Source organism: Dolichospermum sp. UHCC 0260, from assembly GCF_009711985.1.
GTDB lineage: Bacteria > Cyanobacteriota > Cyanobacteriia > Cyanobacteriales > Nostocaceae > Dolichospermum > Dolichospermum lemmermannii.
The window spans coordinates 11,337-33,042 of sequence record NZ_VIKZ01000006.1 but is presented as its reverse complement, the minus strand read 5'-3'; the positions used below and the strand labels follow the sequence as shown (position 1 = coordinate 33,042).

At 35.8% G+C, this 21,706-nt stretch carries 31 protein-coding genes and 1 pseudogene; 22 read left to right on the top strand and 10 right to left on the bottom strand.

Features of this window, described 5'->3' with window-relative positions; all coding sequences use genetic code 11:
- The first annotated feature begins 82 nt into the window (after nt 1-82).
- Genes FJR08_RS04045 through FJR08_RS04035 form a run of 3 tightly spaced genes read left to right on the top strand, consistent with a single transcriptional unit; the run spans nt 83 to nt 1,005 of the window.
- Nucleotides 83-343: a type II toxin-antitoxin system HicA family toxin gene (locus tag FJR08_RS04045; RefSeq protein WP_168632241.1), complete on the top strand. Its 261-nt coding sequence runs from the start codon at nt 83-85 to the stop codon at nt 341-343.
- A gap of 53 nt (nt 344-396) precedes the next feature.
- Nucleotides 397-735 carry a type II toxin-antitoxin system HicB family antitoxin gene (locus FJR08_RS04040; protein WP_168632240.1) on the top strand — a complete coding sequence of 113 codons (339 nt, stop codon included), beginning with the start codon at nt 397-399 and terminating at the stop codon, nt 733-735.
- Between the two features lie 57 nt (nt 736-792).
- Nucleotides 793-1,005 carry a type II toxin-antitoxin system HicB family antitoxin gene (locus FJR08_RS04035; protein ID WP_168632239.1) on the top strand — a complete coding sequence of 71 codons (213 nt, stop codon included), beginning with the start codon at nt 793-795 and terminating at the stop codon, nt 1,003-1,005.
- A gap of 115 nt (nt 1,006-1,120) precedes the next feature.
- Here the strand turns inward: FJR08_RS04035 and FJR08_RS04030 are convergent, their stop codons facing one another.
- Nucleotides 1,121-1,378, bottom strand: coding sequence for a type II toxin-antitoxin system RelE/ParE family toxin (locus FJR08_RS04030; protein WP_015078642.1), 258 nt, complete (start codon nt 1,376-1,378; stop codon nt 1,121-1,123).
- The gene (locus FJR08_RS04025; protein ID WP_041458214.1) at nt 1,379-1,594 is read right to left on the bottom strand and encodes a hypothetical protein; all 216 of its coding nucleotides are present in this window, start codon (nt 1,592-1,594) and stop codon (nt 1,379-1,381) included. It abuts the gene before it with no gap.
- Nucleotides 1,595-1,662: 68 nt separating this feature from the next.
- Between FJR08_RS04025 and FJR08_RS04020 the strand changes: the two are divergent.
- The 3 genes and pseudogenes from FJR08_RS04020 to FJR08_RS04010 all read left to right on the top strand — a co-directional run.
- A pseudogene (locus FJR08_RS04020) lies at nt 1,663-1,884 on the top strand (cobaltochelatase subunit CobN); the annotation flags it as partial.
- Nucleotides 1,885-1,970: 86 nt separating this feature from the next.
- The gene (locus FJR08_RS04015; protein ID WP_168632238.1) at nt 1,971-2,621 is read left to right on the top strand and encodes an alpha-ketoglutarate-dependent dioxygenase AlkB; all 651 of its coding nucleotides are present in this window, start codon (nt 1,971-1,973) and stop codon (nt 2,619-2,621) included.
- A gap of 21 nt (nt 2,622-2,642) precedes the next feature.
- Nucleotides 2,643-3,557, top strand: a complete 915-nt coding sequence (locus FJR08_RS04010; protein WP_217357475.1) for a hypothetical protein — start codon at nt 2,643-2,645, stop codon at nt 3,555-3,557.
- A gap of 25 nt (nt 3,558-3,582) precedes the next feature.
- Here the strand turns inward: FJR08_RS04010 and FJR08_RS04005 are convergent, their stop codons facing one another.
- Nucleotides 3,583-4,527 carry a DUF1848 domain-containing protein gene (locus tag FJR08_RS04005; RefSeq protein ID WP_168632236.1) on the bottom strand — a complete coding sequence of 315 codons (945 nt, stop codon included), beginning with the start codon at nt 4,525-4,527 and terminating at the stop codon, nt 3,583-3,585.
- A gap of 51 nt (nt 4,528-4,578) precedes the next feature.
- Between FJR08_RS04005 and FJR08_RS04000 the strand changes: the two genes are divergently transcribed.
- From FJR08_RS04000 to FJR08_RS03990, 3 genes are read left to right on the top strand one after another with little or no spacing between them, the layout of a single operon-like run.
- Entirely contained in the window at nt 4,579-4,794 is a 216-nt protein-coding gene (locus FJR08_RS04000) for a hypothetical protein (protein WP_168632224.1), read from the top strand.
- 2 nt (nt 4,795-4,796) lie between these two features.
- Complete coding sequence (locus tag FJR08_RS24125) at nt 4,797-4,916, top strand: papain fold toxin domain-containing protein (protein ID WP_305791119.1); 120 nt, start codon at nt 4,797-4,799, stop codon at nt 4,914-4,916.
- Nucleotides 4,917-4,928: 12 nt separating this feature from the next.
- On the top strand, nt 4,929-5,345 hold the full coding sequence (locus FJR08_RS03990; protein WP_168632235.1) for a hypothetical protein: 417 nt from the start codon (nt 4,929-4,931) through the stop codon (nt 5,343-5,345).
- Nucleotides 5,346-5,462: 117 nt separating this feature from the next.
- On the opposite strand, the gene FJR08_RS03985 is transcribed toward FJR08_RS03990, so the two are convergent.
- From FJR08_RS03985 to FJR08_RS03970, 4 genes are all read right to left on the bottom strand, one after another.
- A complete protein-coding gene (locus FJR08_RS03985; RefSeq protein WP_254435683.1) occupies nt 5,463-5,726 on the bottom strand; it encodes a hypothetical protein in 264 nt (87 codons plus the stop codon).
- Between the two features lie 634 nt (nt 5,727-6,360).
- Complete coding sequence (gene hemB / locus FJR08_RS03980; RefSeq protein WP_148763427.1) at nt 6,361-7,338, bottom strand: porphobilinogen synthase; 978 nt, start codon at nt 7,336-7,338, stop codon at nt 6,361-6,363.
- 281 nt (nt 7,339-7,619) lie between these two features.
- The gene (locus FJR08_RS03975) at nt 7,620-7,979 is read right to left on the bottom strand and encodes a DUF4870 domain-containing protein (protein WP_015078650.1); all 360 of its coding nucleotides are present in this window, start codon (nt 7,977-7,979) and stop codon (nt 7,620-7,622) included.
- Between the two features lie 35 nt (nt 7,980-8,014).
- Nucleotides 8,015-8,440, bottom strand: a complete 426-nt coding sequence (locus FJR08_RS03970) for a Fur family transcriptional regulator (protein WP_015078651.1) — start codon at nt 8,438-8,440, stop codon at nt 8,015-8,017.
- 214 nt (nt 8,441-8,654) lie between these two features.
- Here FJR08_RS03970 and FJR08_RS03965 point away from each other — a divergent pair, with 214 nt between their 5' ends.
- The 7 genes from FJR08_RS03965 to FJR08_RS03935 all read left to right on the top strand — a co-directional run bounded on the left by FJR08_RS03965 (nt 8,655) and on the right by FJR08_RS03935 (nt 13,586).
- A complete protein-coding gene (locus FJR08_RS03965; RefSeq protein WP_148763425.1) occupies nt 8,655-9,227 on the top strand; it encodes a peroxiredoxin in 573 nt (190 codons plus the stop codon).
- Between the two features lie 252 nt (nt 9,228-9,479).
- On the top strand, nt 9,480-9,731 hold the full coding sequence (locus FJR08_RS03960) for a hypothetical protein (RefSeq protein WP_015078653.1): 252 nt from the start codon (nt 9,480-9,482) through the stop codon (nt 9,729-9,731).
- A 271-nt stretch (nt 9,732-10,002) separates the two neighbouring features.
- Nucleotides 10,003-10,254, top strand: a complete 252-nt coding sequence (locus FJR08_RS03955; RefSeq protein WP_148763421.1) for a hypothetical protein — start codon at nt 10,003-10,005, stop codon at nt 10,252-10,254.
- A gap of 156 nt (nt 10,255-10,410) precedes the next feature.
- On the top strand, nt 10,411-10,620 hold the full coding sequence (locus FJR08_RS03950) for a hypothetical protein (protein ID WP_148763419.1): 210 nt from the start codon (nt 10,411-10,413) through the stop codon (nt 10,618-10,620).
- 95 nt (nt 10,621-10,715) lie between these two features.
- Nucleotides 10,716-11,879, top strand: coding sequence for a phosphotransferase (locus tag FJR08_RS03945; protein WP_174782975.1), 1,164 nt, complete (start codon nt 10,716-10,718; stop codon nt 11,877-11,879).
- Nucleotides 11,880-11,894: 15 nt separating this feature from the next.
- On the top strand, nt 11,895-12,974 hold the full coding sequence (locus tag FJR08_RS03940) for a T3SS effector HopA1 family protein (protein ID WP_168632234.1): 1,080 nt from the start codon (nt 11,895-11,897) through the stop codon (nt 12,972-12,974).
- A 189-nt stretch (nt 12,975-13,163) separates the two neighbouring features.
- The gene (locus FJR08_RS03935) at nt 13,164-13,586 is read left to right on the top strand and encodes a hypothetical protein (protein WP_168632233.1); all 423 of its coding nucleotides are present in this window, start codon (nt 13,164-13,166) and stop codon (nt 13,584-13,586) included.
- 92 nt (nt 13,587-13,678) lie between these two features.
- Here the strand turns inward: FJR08_RS03935 and FJR08_RS03930 are convergent, their stop codons facing one another.
- On the bottom strand, nt 13,679-14,467 hold the full coding sequence (locus tag FJR08_RS03930) for a peptidylprolyl isomerase (protein WP_168632232.1): 789 nt from the start codon (nt 14,465-14,467) through the stop codon (nt 13,679-13,681).
- Between the two features lie 209 nt (nt 14,468-14,676).
- Nucleotides 14,677-16,263 carry a glucose-6-phosphate isomerase gene (locus FJR08_RS03925; RefSeq protein WP_168632231.1) on the bottom strand — a complete coding sequence of 529 codons (1,587 nt, stop codon included), beginning with the start codon at nt 16,261-16,263 and terminating at the stop codon, nt 14,677-14,679.
- Between the two features lie 182 nt (nt 16,264-16,445).
- On the opposite strand from FJR08_RS03925, the gene FJR08_RS03920 reads away from it, so the two are divergent.
- The 6 genes from FJR08_RS03920 to FJR08_RS03895 all read left to right on the top strand — a co-directional run bounded on the left by FJR08_RS03920 (nt 16,446) and on the right by FJR08_RS03895 (nt 21,320).
- On the top strand, nt 16,446-17,579 hold the full coding sequence (locus FJR08_RS03920; RefSeq protein ID WP_015078662.1) for a branched-chain amino acid ABC transporter permease: 1,134 nt from the start codon (nt 16,446-16,448) through the stop codon (nt 17,577-17,579).
- A gap of 79 nt (nt 17,580-17,658) precedes the next feature.
- Nucleotides 17,659-18,228 carry a Uma2 family endonuclease gene (locus FJR08_RS03915; protein ID WP_168632230.1) on the top strand — a complete coding sequence of 190 codons (570 nt, stop codon included), beginning with the start codon at nt 17,659-17,661 and terminating at the stop codon, nt 18,226-18,228.
- Between the two features lie 88 nt (nt 18,229-18,316).
- Entirely contained in the window at nt 18,317-19,102 is a 786-nt protein-coding gene (locus FJR08_RS03910) for an ABC transporter ATP-binding protein (RefSeq protein WP_148763403.1), read from the top strand.
- A 34-nt stretch (nt 19,103-19,136) separates the two neighbouring features.
- Entirely contained in the window at nt 19,137-19,349 is a 213-nt protein-coding gene (locus tag FJR08_RS03905; protein ID WP_168632302.1) for a type II toxin-antitoxin system HicB family antitoxin, read from the top strand.
- Between the two features lie 54 nt (nt 19,350-19,403).
- Nucleotides 19,404-20,762, top strand: coding sequence for a GTP-binding protein (locus FJR08_RS03900; RefSeq protein WP_168632229.1), 1,359 nt, complete (start codon nt 19,404-19,406; stop codon nt 20,760-20,762).
- 297 nt (nt 20,763-21,059) lie between these two features.
- The gene (locus FJR08_RS03895) at nt 21,060-21,320 is read left to right on the top strand and encodes a Calvin cycle protein CP12 (RefSeq protein WP_035082515.1); all 261 of its coding nucleotides are present in this window, start codon (nt 21,060-21,062) and stop codon (nt 21,318-21,320) included.
- A 147-nt stretch (nt 21,321-21,467) separates the two neighbouring features.
- On the opposite strand, the gene FJR08_RS03890 is transcribed toward FJR08_RS03895, so the two are convergent.
- Nucleotides 21,468-21,706: WD40 repeat domain-containing protein (locus tag FJR08_RS03890; protein ID WP_168632228.1), on the bottom strand; the 239-nt coding region annotated here is incomplete at its 5' end.

Sequence of the window (21,706 nt, the reverse complement as noted above, 5' to 3'; positions counted from 1 at the left end):
GACCAGTAACTGTAGATTATCTATTGACATGATATCATAATATGATATCTTATATATTAGCTTCTGTTAAAAGTAAAAAAGGATGAATCTCAATAATAAACAGCAAAAGATTTTAGAATTAATTTTTACAAATCCTGTACCAGCAAATATTATTTGGCAAGATATAGAAAATTTATTTACAGCTTTAGGTGCTGATGTTAGTCAAGGTAGCGGTTCAAGAGTTAGAGTTAAATTAAATGATGTTAGAGGTTATTTTCATGAACCACATCCAGAAAAAGAAACCGATAAAGGAGCAGTGAAATCAGTGAGAGAATTTTTGATAAAAGCAGGAATTGAACCATAAATAGTTTGTAGTAAAATCAATCGCAAAAAAACTAAGTGAGGATTATTAAAATTATGTTGACTTACAAAGGATATACAGCATCAATTGAAGTAGATGTAGAAGCAGGAATACTTTTTGGAAGAGTTCTTGATATTAATGATGTTGTTACTTTTAAAGCTAAAACTGTCGAAGAAGCACGTCAAGAATTTGAAACTTCCATTGATGGCTATCTAGCTTTTTGTGAAGAATTGGGAGAAGAACCTGATAAACCTTTTTCTGGAAAATTGCCATTTAGAACTACTCCAGAACATCACAGAAAAATTTTTATAGCAGCTAAAAAAGCTGGAAAAAGTATTAATGCTTGGATGGATGAAATACTAATTAATGCTGCTGATAAATCCATCAAAACCTAGTATATCAAGTTAAACAAGTTCGTGAAACGTTACTTAAATATCAGCTAGGAGGTTAAGATGACTCTGCGCTATGAAATTAATTTCTATTGGAGTGAACAAGACCAATCATTTATCGCAGAAGTTCCAGATTTACCGGGATGTGCTGCTGATGGAGAAACTTATCAAAAAGCACTGCAAAATATAGAAATTATTATGCAGGAATGGATAGAAACTGCTCAAGAGTTAGGTCGAAAAATTCCTGAACCTACACAGCGTTTAATGTCTGCTTAATTGATGCTTTTGGGATGTGGGAGTGCGATCGCGTTCGCGGTAGCGTCTCGTTCGCATAGCGTTCCGAAGGAATAGAGATAGCGCGACCTAGGAATCGCTTTTCGGGGATGTTGATCTAATAAATTTCTCTACGATGACCAATTCTAATGATAATGATTAATTGTTCTTCTATATCTAACTCATAAATAACTCGATAATCACCCACTCTTAACTTATAAAAACCTGACCATTGACCTGTAAGAGATAGAGGAGTTATCTGCTCAAAATTGACACTTAACCATTGAATTTTATTCAGAATCCGCAGACGCACAACCTGATCTAAATTATCTAAATCAGTGATAGACTCTGATTCAAAACTTACAGAATAACTCATTTAACGTTCTATCCCGTACCTTTTATAAACTTCGGCTAGAGGAATAGTAGGTCTTCCTTCTTGACGTTTACGCCGGATTTCCAATAAACTTTGCTTGAATGATTCTTTAATTTCCTTATCCTCATCAGGATCACCGAAGTATTCATCTAGCATTTCATCTACAGTAGTACGGATTAGGTTTTGTAACTGTTCCGCCGTCATTTCTTTAATTTGCATAGTTTCTTTAAACAGTGAACTATAGGAATGATTATACCAGTTAAGAGAAAATATTGCGATAGCGAAGTGCTGTGGATAATTGGGTTTATGAGGACACGAATGAGACTTTCATCAAAGATGAGGAAATGCAAAAGCGTTTGATGAATCTCAATCCTCATTCTTTCCGCAAGATTGTTTCTACTTTGTTGGAAATGAATGGACGCGGTTATTGGGAGACTAGCGAGGAGAATTTAGACCGGTTAAGAGAGTTGTATCAGGAGGTGGAAAACCGGATTGAGGGTATAGAATAGGTTTAGATGGGCAGGTGAAATACCTGCCTAAATTCTTCAGTTTGATGATTTCACTAAATGTATAATTACGGAGATTTAATCAAATCATGTATAATCAAATCAGTCTTTGGGATTATCTACCAGATACTAATAATATGAAGGTAGAAAATCAAGTTAACAAAAAAACTATTATTTCTACTGATGGAGAAGTAATATTATATCCGAATTTTTTTAGTGCCAAAGAAGGCAATCAGCTTTTTTCAGATTTATATTCTAGTGTTAACTGGAAACAAGAAATAATCCAATTTTTTGGTAAGCAAATGCCTATACCAAGATTGACAGCATGGTATGGAGATGAAGGAAAATCGTATACTTATTCTGGCATAGAACAACATCCAGAACCTTGGAACACAACATTAAACTTAATTAAATCCAAGATTGAAGAAATCGCTCAAGTTAATTTTAATAGTGTTCTGATAAATTTATATCGTGATGGTAAAGATAGTGTTTCCTGGCATAGTGATGATGAACCAGAATTAGGGAAAAATCCTATAATTGCCTCAGTTAGTTTTGGTGCAACTCGTCGTTTTTCCTTACGACATAAGCATTCAAAAAATCACAAGATTGATATTGATTTAGCTAGTGGTAGTTTTCTGCTAATGCAAGGTGAAACTCAGCATTTTTGGCAACACCAAATTGCTAAAACAGCTAAAGAAATTCAGCCACGAATCAATTTAACATTTAGAATTATTCACTAATTTAGCTCAGGGTGTATCAATTTGATGGAAAAACTATACGAGTATATTTTAGAAGGATTAAAAAACTCACCAGATTTTTATAATCCCAATCTTCATCAGACATTTGAGAGTTATCTTAAATCTTTACAAAATGCTGCAAAATACCTATGGAAATCCTATCGCTCAAATACGGTAAAAGTAGATTATTCTGATCCTCAAGTTCAAGCAGCTTATTTAATTCGCTACTATCCGCACTATGTCCAAATGACTTGGGAAATTTTGCGACTATCTCCAGAAATATTCACTTTTCCAGAACAGATAAACGCTTGCTTTTTTGGTGCTGGTCCATGTCCTGAAGTAGCTGGTTTATCTCAATTTCTTACAGAACATTCTCAGCAAACTAAATCTATTATAGTTCAGATTTATGATATCGCCTCTGAGCAATGGAAATTGAGTCGAGAAGTTACCAAAAATTTTGTAGTTCCCAAACTATGGAAAGGAGATATTTCTGGAGTAGTTCGCAAGCTAGATTTATGTTCACCTAATACCTTTGATCCAATAACAGAAGTTATTAGTAATTGCCATCTTTTTATATTTCAAAATTGTCTAAATGAAATATGGAATACATCTACTACTCAAGAAAATATCAAGTTTTTACTTGATTGCGCTCCCTTAAATAGTTTTATTATTATTGGTGATTTGCTTGCTTATGATCAAAATCGGAGAATATTAGAAGATATTGCTAAAATTGATAATCAAAGAAATGATTATCAAATTATTGAACGGCGTGAATTAGAAATTCCTTCTTCCTTAAGAATTCCTGAGATAGTTAGACAAAATCTACTAACTGGGGAAGATGGTTTAATTCCTCGTTACCGAATTAGATTTTTATTTCTGATGATTCGTAAAGGTGAATATAGTAGTGAAGATTTATTAGATGATGATATCCCATATTAGTTGCTTCAATGGCAATAATTGACTATTAAAATAGTTCCAATTGTCTAACATCAGATTTCTTTTCAATATCATACCATCCAATTAAAGAAGGTGATTCAGGATGATGTAGTCGGTAATTTTCTCTAGCTTTATCAAAACTTGTGGTTGCATAGCAATATTGACACCCAAATAAGCAAGTATCATACATACCAATGTCTTTACTTTTGATACAACCACAAGTTTCTCTTTGAGCAGAATCTTTTTGATGATTAACTTCTATATTAAATACTTGATGAATATAATCATCATCTATGCACTTACCATGATTTATACCATAAAGCTCTAAATCTATTAACTCAGAACAAGTAAAAACTTGCATATTATATGTATTTGCAATATTCACTAATGAGGGTATAAATTTACTAAAAACTTCAGGAATATTCTCAAAATTCAAAAACTCAATATTTTGCTCTTTTTCTATTTTCTTTAGACGCTTATTATTTTTTTGATATTTATCCATAAAACTAATTACACATCTCTGAGTATAACCAGACAATTGACTAGCAATAACTTCATATTGATCAAGATGAAAATTCAAATCAATTTTACCTGAATCACTAAAAACAATAGGATCATATCGCCAAATAATTTTCTGAAAACCTATTAAATCAGCTAATTGGTGAAATGTTTTAATAGCATAAGATAACTCAGATTTATTAGTATCTATAAAATTAGGATTGTTCATAACAGTAAACTGAAAATAATATTGATATCCTCTTTCATCTAATTCTTGTATATAAGAAAGCAAAGGTTTAGGGTTTCTTGTCCAGAAAACTATAATTTCTACATTTTCTGGAGTTAGATTTATATGAGAAAGTTGATTTCGATTAAAAGGATTTGGAACTACACAATAACCTGCTCGAATACGGTTAATAAACCACTTTGAGAAAAATGCCGGAATATCAGTACGTCTGCTAACACTAATAATCATTTTAGTTTTCCTATTGAGTAGACGTTTTCATACTTTAAGAGTAATCAATTTATGAAAAATCCTACAGAATTTAATAAAAAAATTAACTTACCGATGGACGCGATCGCTGTTTGGGATGTGAGGAGTGCGATAGCGAAGCGCTCCGTAGGAATCGCTTTTGGGCTGTTGGGAGTGCGATCTCTGTTTGGATATGTGGGGATGAGCGATCGCTTTTTGGGATGTGGGGATGCGATAGCGAAGCGCTGCTGCAAGCAGTTCATAGAGTAGAAATGATATTTGATAATCATCATCCTGATGGAATTACTAGAAATCAATGGTTAGCTAACTTACTGTTTTATAATAAACTGTATAACGGGCAGCAGTTCCAAATCACAGAAGAAACTTTTTAGGTGTTAAAGATTATGGAAAACAATAATCATAGTATTACTCTAATTCCCGATGAATATTTCTATGAAATGCTCCAAAGAATTAAACAAAGACCAGGAATGTTTCTAGGTCAATGTTCAATTACTCGACTAAGAGCTTTTTTAGATGGATATATGGGATCTAGGTCAGATTTAGGTTTACCACCAACTCAACAAGAGCTAGAATTTAATCAATTTCAAGAATGGGTACAGACAGGATTTAAAATTAGTTCTTCGCATGGATGGGATAGTATTATTCTTTTTTATTCTGCGGATGAAAGAGATGCACTAAATAACTTTTTTGAATTATTTGATCAATTTTGTAATAGCGAAAGTGCTACAAGAGAGGAGATGAGTCAAGAAAAACTTACTGAATCAAATCTTTCACTAAAACAAGAGAGAGTGACTGTATAATTACTTGAGATATCGCTATTTGGGATGTGTGGGGTGCGATAGCGCAAGCGCTGCTGCAAGCAGTTCGCTATTTGGGATGTGTGGGGTGCGATCGCTAAAATAGACTTCATTTACAAACTACCAAACAATAGCAACTAAACCTGAAGCAGTTATATTTTGATTCCTACGGAGCGCTTCGCTATCGCAGGTTAATAACCGCACAATTTCACCCTTACTAGCTAAAACTAACGCAGTTGTCGCAATTTGTCTATCGTGCATTTCATTAATAGAATATAAGCTCATAGTCATTTCAATCACATCTTGATCAAGGGGATAAATTACCACACGAGGATCAACTTCTACTGCTAAAATTACATCTTTAGGAGCAGGAATGGAAGCCAATTTAGCTGATGTTATTACTTTAACTATACACTATAGATAAGCAATCGCTGTTTAGCCCGGATTTATCACAAAGAAATAGAAAAAAAGGGTCAAAAACTGCGAAAATGTATATGTAGAAAATTTATGCTACTGCTTACCGTTATTTGCAGTTGTTACCAAATCCTGGTTAATTCTTTTGGGACGATTATTACGCTCATTTTTAGCTTTAATTTAGAGTAGAGATAAAAGTTTTTTTAACTCTTTTTTGTCATGTCTAATTTTAATATTCAATTATTTATATCAGTAAACTTTGCCTGAATAGCTCTTGATATTTAACTAAATTTCTCAAATATATACTTAGGAGATTTCCTTTTTTCATCTTTGCTATTTATGTATCAAATAAACTTCCTTTGTTTTACTCTTTATGAATGATTTTTTTCGCTTGTGAGAAATCCGGGCAGAAACCCCTGGCTCAAACGAAGTTAGCCAGGGTCATTAATAAAATCCTTAGTGCGAGCATCTTGCTCGCTAATGCTGTAACTCACGCAGATGGAATGTGCTGTAAAGTAAGGGTTTAGTTTAAAATATACCAAAAAATCTCACGCCCAAACACAAAAACACTCTTTGCGCCTGGAGGGTGAGATAATATCCTAACTTACAACCACCGAGCCGCATCCTTAGCGTGGTAAGTCAAAATCAAATCAGCACCAGCCCGTTTAAAGCCAGTCAGAGTTTCCATAACAACGCGCTGCTCATCAATCCAACCATTTAAAGCCGCAGCCTTCACCATCGCATACTCACCAGAGACATTGTAAGCCGCCACAGGTAAATTAGTAGCTTCCTTGACGCGCCAAATAATATCCATATATGCCAAAGCTGGTTTTACCATGAGCATATCAGCACCTTCAGCAATATCCAACTCAATTTCTTTTAGCGCTTCCCTAGCGTTACCCGGGTCCATTTGGTAAGTGCGTCTATCCCCGAATTGTGGTGTTGAGTCCGCCGCATCTCTAAATGGCCCATAATAAGCCGAAGCATATTTAGCAGCATAGGACATAATGGGAATATCTTCAAATCCCGCCTCATCCAAACCTGCGCGAATAGCTTGCACAAAACCATCCATCATCCCCGAAGGTGCGATAATATCTGCACCAGCTTGAGCTTGAGAAACTGCGGTTTTCTTTAATAATTCCAAAGTTGGATCATTTAAAACCCTTCCAGTTAAATCACCAACTTGTAAATAACCACAATGACCATGACTTGTATATTCACATAAACAAGTATCAGCCATAACAATTAAATCAGGAACAGCATTTTTAACGGCGGTTACTGCTTTTTGGACAATGCCACAATCATGCCACGCCCCGGTAGCATCTATATCTTTATCTGCCGGAATTCCAAATAAGATAATTGCCGGAATTCCTAAATCATAAACTTCCTTAGCTTCTTCAACAATCTTATCTACTGAAAGTTGATAAACACCGGGCATAGATTTGACTTCCTTGGCAATACCTTCTCCTGGTACTGCAAACAATGGATAAATCAAATCGTTAGTAGTTAAAACGGTTTCACGTACCATCCGACGCAATTGGGTATGGCTACGCAGACGACGAGGGCGATGTATAGGAAACATAAATTTTGTGCAGACAAAATAATACAATGGACACAGAATAAAGCGTCACAAAAGCAAGTTTTTAACTTGCTCTATTCAGACAAACTACAAGCAGTGCGTAACTGTCTTTTGCCCTACTGTTGATGAAGCTGTGGGGCAATTTTATATTTTACAACTTGATAGACATTTGCTTATAACAAATTTGCAAAAAACAATCTTAAAAAATCATGGAATTAATTTTGGTAAGTTGTTTAATCAAAAGTCTATGATTAATTAACCTACCATATCTTTCCTGATATGAGCTAAAAAACTCGAAAAATAAACGGATAACGGCAAGGTTGATTAGGATCACTAAAAACGCCAATTAGCGCCCAAATTGTCAATCCCCAGTGGAGGATATAACCTAAACCTGCGAGTGGAAACAAGATGAATAATGGTAAAATCAACCAACCAAACAGAAAAAACAATGCTCCCAGAATTGCTCCATATAACCAAACGTTAAAATGGAAATTGATAGATTCTTTGGCATTCTCTTTGACAACAGGATCATCTGATACAAATAGTATGGCTATGGGTAAGCCAACGGAGACAATTGTGGTACTAAAAAAAATTGCCCCATGACACAATGCTGATAATAATTTACGTTTATCGCTGTCGTACATTGTCTACTCCTATGCAATTTTAGTTAACTATTATATCAAACATGGGTGCTGCAAACATCGCACACTCCCTCAACTGTCACTTCATACCGTTCCACTTTTAACCCCTGTCGCAATTGACTGACATCAATATCGGGGAAAGTATTCCAGTTGATATCTTCAATTGCACCACAGCAGTTACAGCGAAAATGATGGTGGGGGGCAACGTTAGCATCATAACGGGAGACACCTTCCTCTAATAGCACTTCTCGCACCAAACCCACCTCTCGCAGTGCCTGAAGCGCCGCATATACGGTTGCTTGAGAAGAAGTGGGTGCTTCATGATTCAAGTCTCTCATAATTTGATCAACCGTCGGATGATCTCGTCTGGCTAAGAGGTTGGCATAAACGCCAAATCGCTGGGGTGTGACTCGCAACCCTCTAGTTTTCAAGGTTTTGACAATATCATTAGCTTTTTGCTGCATAGGATTTACTTAGCTATATAAAAATATAATCCCTCATTATAACGTTCATTTTTTAAGAACTAATATTTTTTAATAAATACATTATAAAATAAGTATTTATGACTATTGACTAATTCCTAAATCAGAATTATTCTGATTTATGAGATAAGCTACTGATGCTCTAAGCAAAAGCAGCAACACGAGTTAAAATCTTCCATCTAAAAAAGAGGTATTTATGACTGCTATTACTCACGTTCCAAATGTAGTATTCAAGACTCGTGTGCGGGATGAATCTATCGGTGGACCAAATCCTTACACTTGGAAAGATGTCACCACACAAGAAATTTTTGCCGGTAAGAAAGTAGTATTATTTGCGCTTCCTGGTGCTTTCACTCCTACCTGTTCTTCTACTCATTTGCCTCGCTATGAAGAACTGTTTGAGGAATTCAAAGCGCAAGGTGTTGATCAAATCATTTGTTTGTCAGTTAATGACGCATTTGTAATGTTCCAATGGGGCAAACAACAAGGCGCTAAAAATGTTTTCTTGTTACCAGATGGTAGTGGAGAATTTAGCCGCAAAATGGGAATGTTAGTTGATAAATCTAACATCGGTTTTGGAATGCGTTCTTGGCGTTATGCAATGGTTGTTAATAACGGCGAAATTGAAAAAATGTTCATTGAACCAGGTTTTGAAGATAACTGTGGTAGTGATCCTTTTGAAGTATCTGATGCTGATACCGTTCTTGCTTACCTCAAAGGTGTAGAACGTCCTGCTGAAGTCGCACCTCGGTTAGCATTTGTTGGTTAATTACTAAAGCTAGAAAGAAACTTCCACCTTTTGATAGAGGTAGATAGTTTTTAATTCATCTAAGGCAAGGGAAGTTACTTTTATGAAACTTCCTTTGCTTTTTTTGTTTCCATAGACAAAATACCCTTGATTCTGTCTAATAAATTAGTTTCAAATCATTTATTTTGTCAGATACTATTCCAGAATATAAGAGCAGGATAAATTTATAGCCTGATTCCATATAAATGGAGCATTCAAGGAGGTGAATCAACAATGAGAATTACAATTTCTGAATTAGAAATTAGGCTTGCAGAACCGATTCTGGATCAACTAACACCTTGGGAAATGAAGACTCTTAAAGGTGGTTACGTGATGAGAAAAGACAGAATAAATCCGCCAACAACCAATATAACCAATACAACTGATCTTTCAACAGTATTCAAAGAACTAGACAGTAGTATGGAAAAGTGGAAAATCAGCCTCAAAGATACAACAGATAGCCTAAGAAGCAAATTCGATTTTTAATATCTGCTGTGAAAAAATTCAATATTTTACTTATTTTCGTGTATTTTCAGATTTATTAACCTGAAGATACACGATTTTTTATGGAGGTTAATTCCATAGTTTGCAGTTTTTATAAAAGACAGAATTCAGATATTTGTGTCTTTTTTACTAGGTTCAAAGCCTTGATTTTTCTATTTTTTATGAATAAAAATAGGAGTAACGGTTAAGGAAACACCAACTTAACCGACTCACAAATTCTAACTTACAAAAACAAATCTTCTTGGAGGAAATTATGGCAACTATTACCCTTTCTCAACTAAATACAACTGGTTCTGAATTATTTGCAGATTCTGAAAGCTATCTTAATGAATTGAATGATGCAGCTTCCGTATCAATCAATGGTGGTGGTGGCGATTTCAGCGGTTTTAGTGCTTATGGTGACTTTGGTGTTAAATATCTAGAATTCTTAGTTGATGGCTATGCGATTGCTAGTATTAAGCATATCGCTAAATCCTTCAGCAATGATTCTCACTACGGACACTAATTACTTGGCTTTGTAGTCAACTACAAAGCCGATATAACTATCCAGGAGTAAAAGTAAAAACTAATCTATGTTACTTACATGAGATTGATTACTAATAATTCTGGATAGTTAATAAAATTGCAGTACACAAAAATCGAATCTTTCTAGAGGTAAGAAATGGCAAACATTAGGATTTCTAATCTAGAGAATACTGATGAAAAAAAGTTTATTATTAATTTAAGTAATTTAGACGCAGTATCTGTATTTGGAGGTGAATATAATAATGCTAGTCAAATACTTAATTATGGCGTTAAGGCTCTAGAATTTGTCTTAGTAATTTATGCTATAGATGCCATTTCACTATTAACGAAGACATTTAGAAAATAAATAATTTCCAACCTATCAAGTTAATCATTTTACTAAAACTGAAATTAACTGAGCAATAGCAATTTCACACACATATATTATTATCATTTGAAATCATGCCATTCATAATTAGTTTTGCAAATGTTTTCAATTACCTTGTTGAAAACAAAATTTGTCAGCCACAAGAGGAGTCCCTAAGTAAAATCGAATTAAAATCTGCTAAAAACTTTAACCTATTAATCACTTTATCAGATGGTCGTCAACTATTAGTAAAACAAGAGCGTTATGATCAAAATGGTAAAACTTTAGGTGAATTTATAGATGAGTGGAGAGTTCATGATTTTTGGCAAAAATTCCCAGAAATAACTCATTTACGAGCATCTTTGTCAGAAGCAATTCATTTTGATTTAGAAAACTCTATCATTGTTTTTAACTATCTAAATCAATATCAAGACTTAGCTGAATTTTACGCCAAAGATCAGGAATTTCCGGAGGAAATTGCTCAGGTAGTTGGCACAACTATTGCAGCTATTCATCGCATGACAATAGACAATAATAACTATCAAAAGTTCTTTGAAAATTCTTTAAAATCTCAAAATATTAACAAAGGATTAGATAGAATTACACCAGAAATATTTGGTCAACTTCCGGCTGATGGTTTAAAGTTTTTTACTCTCTATCAACGTTACGATAATTTAGGAAAAGCAATTACACAATTAAATCAGGCTTTTACTCCTGCTTGTCTCACCCATAATGATCTCAAACTTAATAATATTCTTGTATCTTTGAACTGGGAAATAGAAATAGAAGATAAATTACCTGAAAATAAAAATATCATCCGACTAATTGATTGGGAAAAAGGTAATTGGGGAGATCCTGCTAATGATTTAGGCACAATAATTGCTAGTTATCTGCAAGTTTGGTTATATAGCATAGTCTCTAGTAAAACCATACCAATTGAGGAATGTTTGCGTTTAGCTGCGATTCCCTTATCAATGATTCAACCTTCTTTATCAACATTAGTTACTGCTTATTTAACTACTTTTTCAGAGATTTTAGAATTGCGTCCAGATTTCTTACAATTAGTGATGCAGTTTAGCGGTTTAGCTTTAATTAGAGCTATTCAAGCTAGACTTCAACATGAAAAAACCTTTGATAATTCAGGTATTTGTATGCTCCAAGTTGCTAAAAGTTTATTATGTCGTCCTCAAGCATCTATTCCCACAATTTTGGGGATGGAATTGTCAACAATAACTACTAAAAATTTATCTCTCGTTTAGAAAAGGAAAGCTTGTATGCAAGTATTAGATTCTATAAATAGTCAACTTTTCCAATTACCAAAAGAATTACAAACAGCACTGCAAAATATTGTTGATAATCTGGAAATTAAATCATTTTATTCTATTAAGCATCCAGATTACAAATTATTAGAATTGCCAGAATCAGTAATCGCTCGGTTTAAAAATTTGTCCTTAGATATTCAAGAGAAGCATTTGCGTATTCACTTACGTAATTTTCTCTATAGTGCTTATTACAATGGTTCTTGGCATGATTCTCTTGGTGATGACAATCAAATAAATAACCTCAGTAATAATAGCTTATTTGGCATGGATCTGGCATTTTACGAAAAACTCCATACGAGTAATACAGGTGGAGGTTATTGGAGTAAAAATTGGTTAGTAGTTAATGAAGAAGAAGATGGTTGTTTAGCAGTGCATAAAAATGGTTTAACCTTGCATATTGAGCGGGATTTATATTTATCAGAAATTGATAAATCAGCTAATGTTGGTGATTTGGTGGCAATTAAAATGCCTAAAAATCTAGTCCAAAATGGATTTTATATGGCAGTATCTAATCTAGGTACTCAAGATAATCAAGATATTGTTAGAATCTACTTTAATGTATCACCTGATGGGGCGGTATCAGTGATGGATAATGTGACTAGAGAACTCAATAATATGCACATTGCTTTCTCCTTTAAAGCTCTATATAATCCTGATGAATATAGACGTTATGATTCGGCAGTTCTTTACTTTAATAAACATCAATATAAAACAATTTATCCTATGTTACAACAGGTATATTCAGAAAATCAAGATAGTTTTTTCCCACAAGTACCGTTGTTTACTAAGCAACTAGCACCAGGATTAGGTTGTGCTGAAGAACCAACCAATAAGCTGGCAGAAAAAGAAAGTTTTGGGACTAATCGTTGTCAAATAATTGCTAATGGTTTAATTGCTGCTTGGCAAGCGGGTAATAATCATCCTGAAAGTCGAATGACAGCTATTTTGGAACAATTTACTTTACACAAAATCAAATTACGATATCCTTATCTTAATGGCTATTCAGATGATATTTATACGACTTTAGATTGATAATATCAATATCCCCGAATTCTCTAAGAATTCGGGGATCTCAAGTATTTTTTAGACAGTAATTATTAGCTTTTTGGCTACTGTTAATTAAGATCTTCGAGTTTGGTAATCTCCCATGTCTAAGATCATGATAAAATCGATTTGTGCAACTAACGCAGATTGTAAATTTATCAAGGTTAACTTTACTGTATGAAAAATAACCATGTTTTTCTAACTTTAGCCCTATTGACTTGTTTTGCCGCTCCCCAAAAAGTTCTAGCAGATGAGATGTGGAAAACGAAGGAATATAATGTGATCTATCAAACAGATCGTAACAAAACTGCTATCTGGAGTTATGGCCGCAATAGACTTATATTTATTGATGGTTTAGCAGGAGTCACCACCAACCGGGGTTCATACAGCGGCTATTGGGCACAAGATCGTGATCGTTCATCGGTACGTTGCGATACCTATAGAGAAGGTGCTAATGGTAAACCTACTTATTATTGGGGCAGATTTGAAATTACCTTCATTGATCCAGATTTCCCTTCTCGCTGGCAAGCTAATCTTAGTCTTTGTGATCGCCTTCCTACAATGACTTTAAATGGTAAACCGATTACATCCGATCAATAAGACTCAAATAAATTCTGTAGAGACGTTGCATAAAACGTCTTGACAACTAAAAATAAACTCCATATCAATGAATAGCATAATTATCTCCTGTTTTAACTAGCTTCACTAAACATTTCTATGGAAGAAACAGGAGAATTTATTTCATCTCCTAATGTGGCAACAATTTCTAATTTATTAACTTGCTCTTTTAACCAATTGGTAAATAAATCTCCGAGAATTGCTACGCGCATTTGTTCATTCAATTCGGGGGCAATAATTTCTTCAACTATAATGATATGGACTCCTTTAGGTGTAATGACTGGTTTAATAATTTCTGGGGGATTAGCTGCAAAAACTGCGGCAGCAATTTCTGGTCGAAAATCACTACGTTTGCGGATACCTTGATATCCTCCAGCGCGACGAATTTCGGGATTTTCGATATATTGACGAGCTACTTCTTGAAAACTAATTTCTCCTTCTTGAAGAGCATAAAATATTTCTAAAGCTAGATCTTCATCATCTAATATGACTTCATAGGTAACTGCTCCGCTGTAATCAAGTTGGTGAGCATAAAAGAATGGTTCAACTTTTTCAGCGAATAAATGATGGGCTAATTTTGCTGATAGGAGATTGAGATTTGCTACTTCTTCAAAGTTATCTAAGGAAAGATAATGTTTTTGTAACCATTGCCATGTGTCCTCTGCTTTAAGTAGATTATTAACTAATCGTAAACTATCTGCGGATTGTTGTAATTCTGCTATTTCGATGGTAATATTTTCTTTTTTAGCAGTTTCTGTAATAATTGTTCTGGTGGCGATCGCTTCTAACAAACTAGGGATTTGACAAGATATTTTGAGGTGATAAATAATATCTTCTTTGGATATTTTTACAATATTGGACATAATTTAATCTCCTGAATTTACTGAATTTATTAAAAATTCTTTTTTCTGGCTTAAATAAGTTATTAGCGTATCTATCATATTTACCTAATATGTTATTTTTTTATCTCTATCTAATGATACTTTTAATATTTTTGATAATTTATAGCCACAAAACAAGATCCCCGACTTCTTAAAGAAGTCGGGGATCTAAATTAAGGGGATCTAAATTTTTAACCGAGAGAAACAGTTAAACTTCCAGGTTTAGCTAAATCACCAGTTAACACCACACCCCGATTATTGGTGTGTAAATGACGGAGAATTTTGTAAATTGCTTCCACTTCCTCAGCAGCGCCGGACATATCTGCAAGTTCAGAAATAGAAAGTGCTTTTTTCTGAGTTTTTAACACTTCTAAGACTCGGTTTTGTAAATCCAGAATCACAGCAGCGGCTTTTTTACCAGCTTCCACACCTGGTTGGTGATAAGCATTGACATTTATTAAACTGGCATATAAACTCACAGCCCGTTCATACAATGCAATTAACGCGCCAACTGTGCGAGCATTAACTTGAGGAATAGTGACTGTAATCGAATCGCGGTGATTCTCATACAATGCTTGACGAGTTCCTAACAAGAAACCACAAAGATAATCACCGGAAGTGACTCCAGGATCAACTTCTACGGATTTTCCTTGACGATCTTCTAAAACTTCAATTAAGGTAGCAAAGAAATTGGGGACACCTTCGCGCAACTGTTGCACATAGGCGTGTTGGTCGGTAGAACCTTTGTTACCATAAACTGCAATCCCTTGAAATACAGTCTTCCCATCTAAATCTTTTTCTTTACCCAAGGATTCCATGATCAGTTGTTGCAAATAGCGGCTAAATAGCAACAGACTGTCTTTGTACGGGAGGACTACCATATCTTTTTCACCTTTGCCATTTCCAGAGAAATACCAAGCAAGGGCTAATAAAGCGGCTGGGTTGTTTTTGAGATTGGGGACGCGGGTGGCATCATCCATTTCTTTTGCACCATCCAGCATGGCACGGATATCAATGCCCTGTAATGCCGCAGGTACTAGCCCTACAGCGGACATTTCTGAGGTACGTCCACCTACCCAATCGTACATGGAAAACCGGGCTAACCAATTTTCAGCTTTGGCGACTTGATCCAGGTTGCTATCTTGTCCGGTAATAGCGACTGCATATTTAGCAAAGTCTAATTTTTTGGCTGTGTAGGCTTGTTTAACCTCAATCATGCCGTTGCGAGGTTCGGGTGTGCCTCCAGATTTGGAAATGACTAATACCAAGGTTGTGGCTAGTTTATCGCCAAGTTGGGCAAGAACCCGATCAATTCCGGTGGGGTCGGAATTGTCTATAAAGTGAATTTGTAGGGGTGGTACGTCGGGGGATAGGGCTTGGGTGACGAATTGGGGACCCAAGGCTGAACCACCAATACCAATGGAAATGATATCTGTAAAGCGGCATTCCTTGGGGGGATGAATTGCCCCGGTGTGTACCTGGTCGGCAAAAGCTTCGATTTGTTCTAAGGTTTGAACTATTTCTTGGGTGAGTTCGGGGGTGGGGGCTAAATCTGGATTCCGCAACCAGTAATGTCCTACCATGCGGTTTTCGTCGGGATTGGCGATCGCCCCTTTTTCCAATTCTGCCATATCCGCAAACGCTTTGTCAAACTTAGGCTGCAATGATGCCACAAACCCATCATCAAACCTCATTCGACTGATATCTAAATACAGTCCTAATCCTGGATGGAAATACAGCCAGTCCTGGTATCGTTGCCAAAGTACCCTAGAATCCATAGGGAAATCTCAAATAAAGTGTTGGTCAAACACAAGTTTAATGTATGCTTTTGGCGATCCCTGCTTTGTCTTATACAGTTTTTAATAGAATAACGGATATAGAGGGGTTTCAGTTTACATTGCGTTACATTAACGGCTGATAACTGACAACTCAAACATGACCAATGACCACTAGCTAAATTATGATCGAATACCTGATTTTTCTCGCCATTTCTACCGCCACCTTCGCCCTGTTCGGACTAGGACTCAATCTCCAATGGGGTTTTACCGGTTTAATTAACTTTGGTCATATTGCTTTTATGACTTTGGGTGCGTATACGACGGTTTTATTAAGTCTCAAGGGCGTACCATTACTGCTATCGGCGGGAATTGGGGCAATTGTTGCCGCAATGCTAGGTTTAGTAATTGGCTTTGCAACTTTGCGGTTACGCGAAGATTATCTTTCAATTGTCACCATTGGTACAGGTGAATTAATTCGATTAATAGTCAATAATCAGGATTTACCTGTAGGTAATACGTGGATATCGGGATCTTTCGGTGTGCAAAGTTATGTTATCCCTTTATCAACAACTCCCAATTTATTTTTCCGTTTGGTAATGATTGGAGTATTAACTTTATTAGCAGGAATTACATTATTTTCCCTATGGCGTTGGGTACGGACTGCTCAAATTTCTGCAAGTAATAGTATAGTTAGAAATAGTAGTCTTAAACAAGAATTTACCTCTCGGTTAATAGTCGGAATTGCTTTAGGGTTATTAGCTGTTGCAATTTATATTTCTGGTGTGATTGGACTGTATAATTATAATCCCAAAGCCGGGTTAATGTTGTTCATATTGTTGATTTTAGCTTTTGTATTTTGGCGGTTAGAAATTTTAGTGCGATCGCCTTGGGGAAGAGTGCTAAAATCTATTCGTGAAGATGAAGAAATTCCCAAAGCCTTAGGAAAAAACGTCTTTTCCTATAAACTACAATCATTAATGTTAGGTGGGGCAATTGCGGGGATTGCTGGAGCATTTTTTGCCTGGCAACTAGGCGCAATTTACCCCGATAACTTCCAACCCCAACTTACCTTTGATGCCTGGATTATGGTAATTTTAGGTGGTTCTGGCAACAATCTAGGAACTATTTTAGGTGCAGTCATTTTCTTTACCTATGATGCCCTCACTAGGGAATTTTTACCCAAAATTGTCCCTTTAGATGTAGAACGGATTGGTGCGTTTCGGATCATGTTTATTGGGTTACTGTTAATGGTGTTGATGATTTGGCGACCTCAAGGTATTTTAGGGAAAAAGGAGGAACTGACTCTGGGTAAATAATTATAAAACCCGATTAAGAAAAAATTACGGGTTTTATTGTTAAAATAGTTGATACAAGCCGTTTATGGGAGAAATAGCCATGACAGTTGCAACTGCTAAAAAGATGACTTTGGAAGAATTTCTTAATTATGACGATGGGACCGATAATTTATATGAATTTGAGAACGGAGAATTAATTCCTATGCCTTCTGAAAGTGAGCTAAATTGTCGGATAGCGATGTTTTTAGTCGCCTATTTTCTGAAATTAGGTATTCCATATTACCGGTTAAGAATGAAAACAGAAATTGCTGTGAATAGTCGGCAGGTGGGGGTGCGTGTTCCTGATTTGGTAGTGTTTTCTGAAGAATTAGCTCAAGTGATGCAGGGGGCTACACGCTCGCTGATTTTAATGGATATGCCGCTGCCTTTGTTGGTGGTTGAGGTAGTGAGTCCAAATCAGGAAAATCGTGATTATCGTTATAAGCGTTCTGAGTATGCAGCGCGGGGAATTACTGAGTATTGGATTGTTGATCCAATTGGGCAAAAAGTGACGGTTTTAGAATGGGTGGAGGGTTTTTATGAGGAGCAGGTTTATAGGGAAGATGATATAATTTGTTCGCCTCTATTTAGTGATGTAAAGTTAACTGTGGCTGAGGTTTTACAGGGATGAAATTTGATGAACTCCGACAATTTTTATTTGATAACAATCATTAAAAACCAACAAAAAACCTAAAAATGAAGTTGAGAAGAAAATTATAATGGTAAATAATATCGCATCACCCCAACTACCTCTTTTAGCTGCAACTGGACTTTGTAAAAATTTTGGCGGCATTAAAGCAGTTCAAGAAGCGAATATTGAAGTTATCAAAGGTAGCATTACTGGGTTAATTGGTCCCAATGGGGCTGGGAAAACCACTTTATTTAATTTACTTTCTAATTTTATTCGTCCTGATAAGGGTAGAGTGATTTTTGATGGTGAACCCATTCATCAGTTGCAACCATACCAAATTGCCCAACAGGGATTAGTGAGAACCTTTCAAGTTGCCCGGGTTTTATCGAAGTTATCAGTATTAGAAAATATGCTGTTGGGAGCGCAAAAACAAACCGGTGAGAACTTTTGGCAAGTGCAATTTCAACCCCACATTATTGCTAAGGAAGAAAAGCAATTAAAAGAACGGGCAATGTTTTTGTTAGAGTCAGTAGGTTTAGAAAAAAAAGCCGCTGATTATGCCGGTGGTTTATCTGGGGGACAGCGGAAACTTTTAGAAATCGGTCGGGCATTGATGACTAATCCTAAGTTAATATTGCTAGATGAACCTGCTGCTGGCGTAAATCCCAGATTAATTGATGACATATGCGATCGCATTTTAGCCTGGAATCGTCACGACGGCATGACATTTTTGATTATTGAACATAACATGGACGTAATTATGTCCTTATGTGATCGAGTTTGGGTATTAGCTGAAGGACAAAATCTAGCCGTTGGTAGCCCTACAGAAATCCAAAATAATACCAAAGTTTTAGAAGCATATTTAGGACAATGATATTATATTAGATATGCCCAAAAAAATTAGAGAACTGAAATATACAATTGTTATTCAATGGTCAAATGAAGATAAATGTTATGTAGTCTCATTACCAGATTTTACAGATGTCATGCAGCCTTGTACTCATGGAGACACTTATGAAGAGGCTTTAAAAAATGCCCAAGAAGTTTTAGAAATGCTGATTTCATCTTATTTAGAAGACGGACAACCAATACCCGAACCGCAAATTATCGGCATTAATTAGATCCCCGACTTCTTTAAGAAGTCGGGGATCTGAAAATCCACAATCAAAAATCCTATGAATCGTAACCTACAAGAAACTCATTTAAATCGCGCCCGTGCTAGTCTCAGACAAGCATTATCTTGGTATGGATATCTCCGTAAATCGGGACAAATGGCAGCAAATCCAGAGTTAGCAAGTTTGCTAAAACCAGAAATAGAAACCTTAAATGCCACACTCAATAAATTAGATGCAAATGTCATCAGAATTGCCGCTTTTGGTTTAGTCAGTCGGGGAAAATCAGCAGTATTAAATTCTTTATTGGGAGAAAAAATTCTGCAAACCGGACCCCTAAATGGTGTCACTCAATCGCCACGTTCTGTACCTTGGAAACCCGGAGATAAGGTATTAGTTGAATTAATTGATACTCCTGGTTTAGATGAAATTGCTGGAGATTCACGGGCGCAAATGGCACGAGACGTAGCGCGTCAAGCTGATTTAATCTTGTTTGTGGTTTCTGGGGATATTACGAGAACTGAATATCAAGGATTATTAGAATTACGTCAAGCCCAAAAACCTTTAATTTTGGTATTTAATAAAATTGATTTATATCCCGATACAGATAAAAATGCAATTTATAAAAATCTGCAACAATTAGGAGCAGGAAATATCCAAAATCAGCCATTATTACCCGATGAAATTGTGATGATAGCGGCTGAACCTGCACCAATGGAAGTGAGAGTAGAATATGCAGATGGAAGCATCACCTCTGAATGGGAAACACCACCACCGCAAGTAGATGAATTAAAGCAAACAATCTTAAATATATTAAATCGAGAAGGACGATCTCTTTTAGCTTTAAATGCACTAATTCAAGCTAGAGAATCCGAAGAAAATATCGCCCAAAAAACCGTTCATATCCGCGAAAAAGAAGCAGAAGATATAATTTGGAGGTTTAGCCAATATAAAGCCCTAGCCATTGGTTTAAATCCTATTGCTTTCTTAGATATAATAGGTGGTTTAATTACCGATTTAGCCTTAATTCGGGCATTAGCTAAATTGTATGGTTTACCCATGACTAGCTATGAAGCCAGTGAATTATTAAAAACAATTTTATTTAGTTCTGGTGGTTTATTATTAAGTGAAATTGGCAGTAGTTTTATATTAGGTTTAGGTAAAAGTGCCGCAGCCATAGCTAGTGGTGATAATCCCTTTAATATTACTACTTTTTTCGGGAGTGCCATTACCCAAGGTGGAATTGCCGGTTATGGTGCTTATACAGTCGGTAAAGCCGCCCAGTTATATCTAGAAAAAGGCTGTACTTGGGGACAATTAGGCGCTAATACCGTCATTCAGGAAATTTTGTCACAAGTTGATAAAAATACTATTTTGTATCGCTTACAGCAAGAATTAGGCGGTAATTTTGGTGAATTTTGAGAGATGGCATTTATTATCTAAAATTGGCCTTGCTGATAGCAATATTGAGGTATGAAAGTTAAAAATTTCATCTTTCAAACTCTTACTCTTTGCGCCTCTGCGCCTCTGCGTGAAACAAATCCTCGTAAATTATCACGTCAGGGTTATCTCATCATAGAATCAAAAAGTATATAAATTAACTAAAAATAATTATTGGAATTGTTACTCTGAAAAAGAGTTTACCAATTATGAGTAATTCTCTTCATTAGCAATCCTTAAAATTCCTAATTAACCTTTATTTTCGTCAACAAAGGTAACATGATCATGGTATCCCTAAACGAAGTTATCAATGGTAAAAAACCCATTGAAGCAGCAATTCTTGAAGCCATTACAGAAGCGCGGACAACCTGTACAGAAAATGGTAATAATTCCGCTAATTGTGCAGTAGCTTGGGATATTGTCGAAGAATTACAAGCAGAAAAAGCCCATCAAAAACAAGCAAAACACCGCAAAACAGCCCTAGAAGACTACTGCGAAATGTATCCAGATGCTTTGGAGTGTTTGATTTACGATCTTTGATTTAGATTGAGATCAAGAAGAATGTAGAGACGAGAATCCCTACCCATGGAACGTCTCTACATTGGTTTGAGATCACACATATTTAATTTTCACCAGATATTTAGTCAAGAGTAAAAGTAAGAGATTCAAGTACATATATAAAACCCCCTATTCTACAGCCCCCAACGCCTTCAAAGTTAAGATTTCCGCACGGCTTAACCCCTTCACCCCCTGAATCTTCAACCCTGCATATAACCTATGGTCAAAGGTGGCGATACAGACCCCAGACTGGACATCCCACAGTTTCACCGTATTATCATAACTACCAGTAGCCAAGGTCAGACTATCTCCACTCCAGGCTACTGAGTTAACCGTACCGTGATGACCCTCTAGCGTCCGCACACATT

Bases quoted from the DNA above. Each gene is read 5' to 3' on its own strand.
- FJR08_RS04045 (WP_168632241.1), top strand. From the start codon at position 83: ATGAATCTCAATAATAAACAGCAAAAGATTTTAGAATTAATTTTTACA.
- FJR08_RS04040 (WP_168632240.1), top strand. From the start codon at position 397: ATGTTGACTTACAAAGGATATACAGCATCAATTGAAGTAGATGTAGAA.
- FJR08_RS04035 (WP_168632239.1), top strand. From the start codon at position 793: ATGACTCTGCGCTATGAAATTAATTTCTATTGGAGTGAACAAGACCAA.
- FJR08_RS04030 (WP_015078642.1), bottom strand. From the start codon at position 1,378: ATGAGTTATTCTGTAAGTTTTGAATCAGAGTCTATCACTGATTTAGAT.
- FJR08_RS04025 (WP_041458214.1), bottom strand. From the start codon at position 1,594: ATGCAAATTAAAGAAATGACGGCGGAACAGTTACAAAACCTAATCCGT.
- FJR08_RS04015 (WP_168632238.1), top strand. From the start codon at position 1,971: ATGTATAATCAAATCAGTCTTTGGGATTATCTACCAGATACTAATAAT.
- FJR08_RS04005 (WP_168632236.1), bottom strand. From the start codon at position 4,527: ATGATTATTAGTGTTAGCAGACGTACTGATATTCCGGCATTTTTCTCA.
- FJR08_RS04000 (WP_168632224.1), top strand. From the start codon at position 4,579: ATGAAAAATCCTACAGAATTTAATAAAAAAATTAACTTACCGATGGAC.
- FJR08_RS24125 (WP_305791119.1), top strand. From the start codon at position 4,797: ATGATATTTGATAATCATCATCCTGATGGAATTACTAGAAATCAATGG.
- FJR08_RS03990 (WP_168632235.1), top strand. From the start codon at position 4,929: ATGGAAAACAATAATCATAGTATTACTCTAATTCCCGATGAATATTTC.
- hemB (WP_148763427.1), bottom strand. From the start codon at position 7,338: ATGTTTCCTATACATCGCCCTCGTCGTCTGCGTAGCCATACCCAATTG.
- FJR08_RS03975 (WP_015078650.1), bottom strand. From the start codon at position 7,979: ATGTACGACAGCGATAAACGTAAATTATTATCAGCATTGTGTCATGGG.
- FJR08_RS03970 (WP_015078651.1), bottom strand. From the start codon at position 8,440: ATGCAGCAAAAAGCTAATGATATTGTCAAAACCTTGAAAACTAGAGGG.
- FJR08_RS03965 (WP_148763425.1), top strand. From the start codon at position 8,655: ATGACTGCTATTACTCACGTTCCAAATGTAGTATTCAAGACTCGTGTG.
- FJR08_RS03960 (WP_015078653.1), top strand. From the start codon at position 9,480: ATGAGAATTACAATTTCTGAATTAGAAATTAGGCTTGCAGAACCGATT.
- FJR08_RS03955 (WP_148763421.1), top strand. From the start codon at position 10,003: ATGGCAACTATTACCCTTTCTCAACTAAATACAACTGGTTCTGAATTA.
- FJR08_RS03950 (WP_148763419.1), top strand. From the start codon at position 10,411: ATGGCAAACATTAGGATTTCTAATCTAGAGAATACTGATGAAAAAAAG.
- FJR08_RS03945 (WP_174782975.1), top strand. From the start codon at position 10,716: ATGCCATTCATAATTAGTTTTGCAAATGTTTTCAATTACCTTGTTGAA.
- FJR08_RS03940 (WP_168632234.1), top strand. From the start codon at position 11,895: ATGCAAGTATTAGATTCTATAAATAGTCAACTTTTCCAATTACCAAAA.
- FJR08_RS03935 (WP_168632233.1), top strand. From the start codon at position 13,164: ATGAAAAATAACCATGTTTTTCTAACTTTAGCCCTATTGACTTGTTTT.
- FJR08_RS03930 (WP_168632232.1), bottom strand. From the start codon at position 14,467: ATGTCCAATATTGTAAAAATATCCAAAGAAGATATTATTTATCACCTC.
- FJR08_RS03925 (WP_168632231.1), bottom strand. From the start codon at position 16,263: ATGGATTCTAGGGTACTTTGGCAACGATACCAGGACTGGCTGTATTTC.
- FJR08_RS03920 (WP_015078662.1), top strand. From the start codon at position 16,446: ATGATCGAATACCTGATTTTTCTCGCCATTTCTACCGCCACCTTCGCC.
- FJR08_RS03915 (WP_168632230.1), top strand. From the start codon at position 17,659: ATGACAGTTGCAACTGCTAAAAAGATGACTTTGGAAGAATTTCTTAAT.
- FJR08_RS03910 (WP_148763403.1), top strand. From the start codon at position 18,317: ATGGTAAATAATATCGCATCACCCCAACTACCTCTTTTAGCTGCAACT.
- FJR08_RS03900 (WP_168632229.1), top strand. From the start codon at position 19,404: ATGAATCGTAACCTACAAGAAACTCATTTAAATCGCGCCCGTGCTAGT.
- FJR08_RS03895 (WP_035082515.1), top strand. From the start codon at position 21,060: ATGATCATGGTATCCCTAAACGAAGTTATCAATGGTAAAAAACCCATT.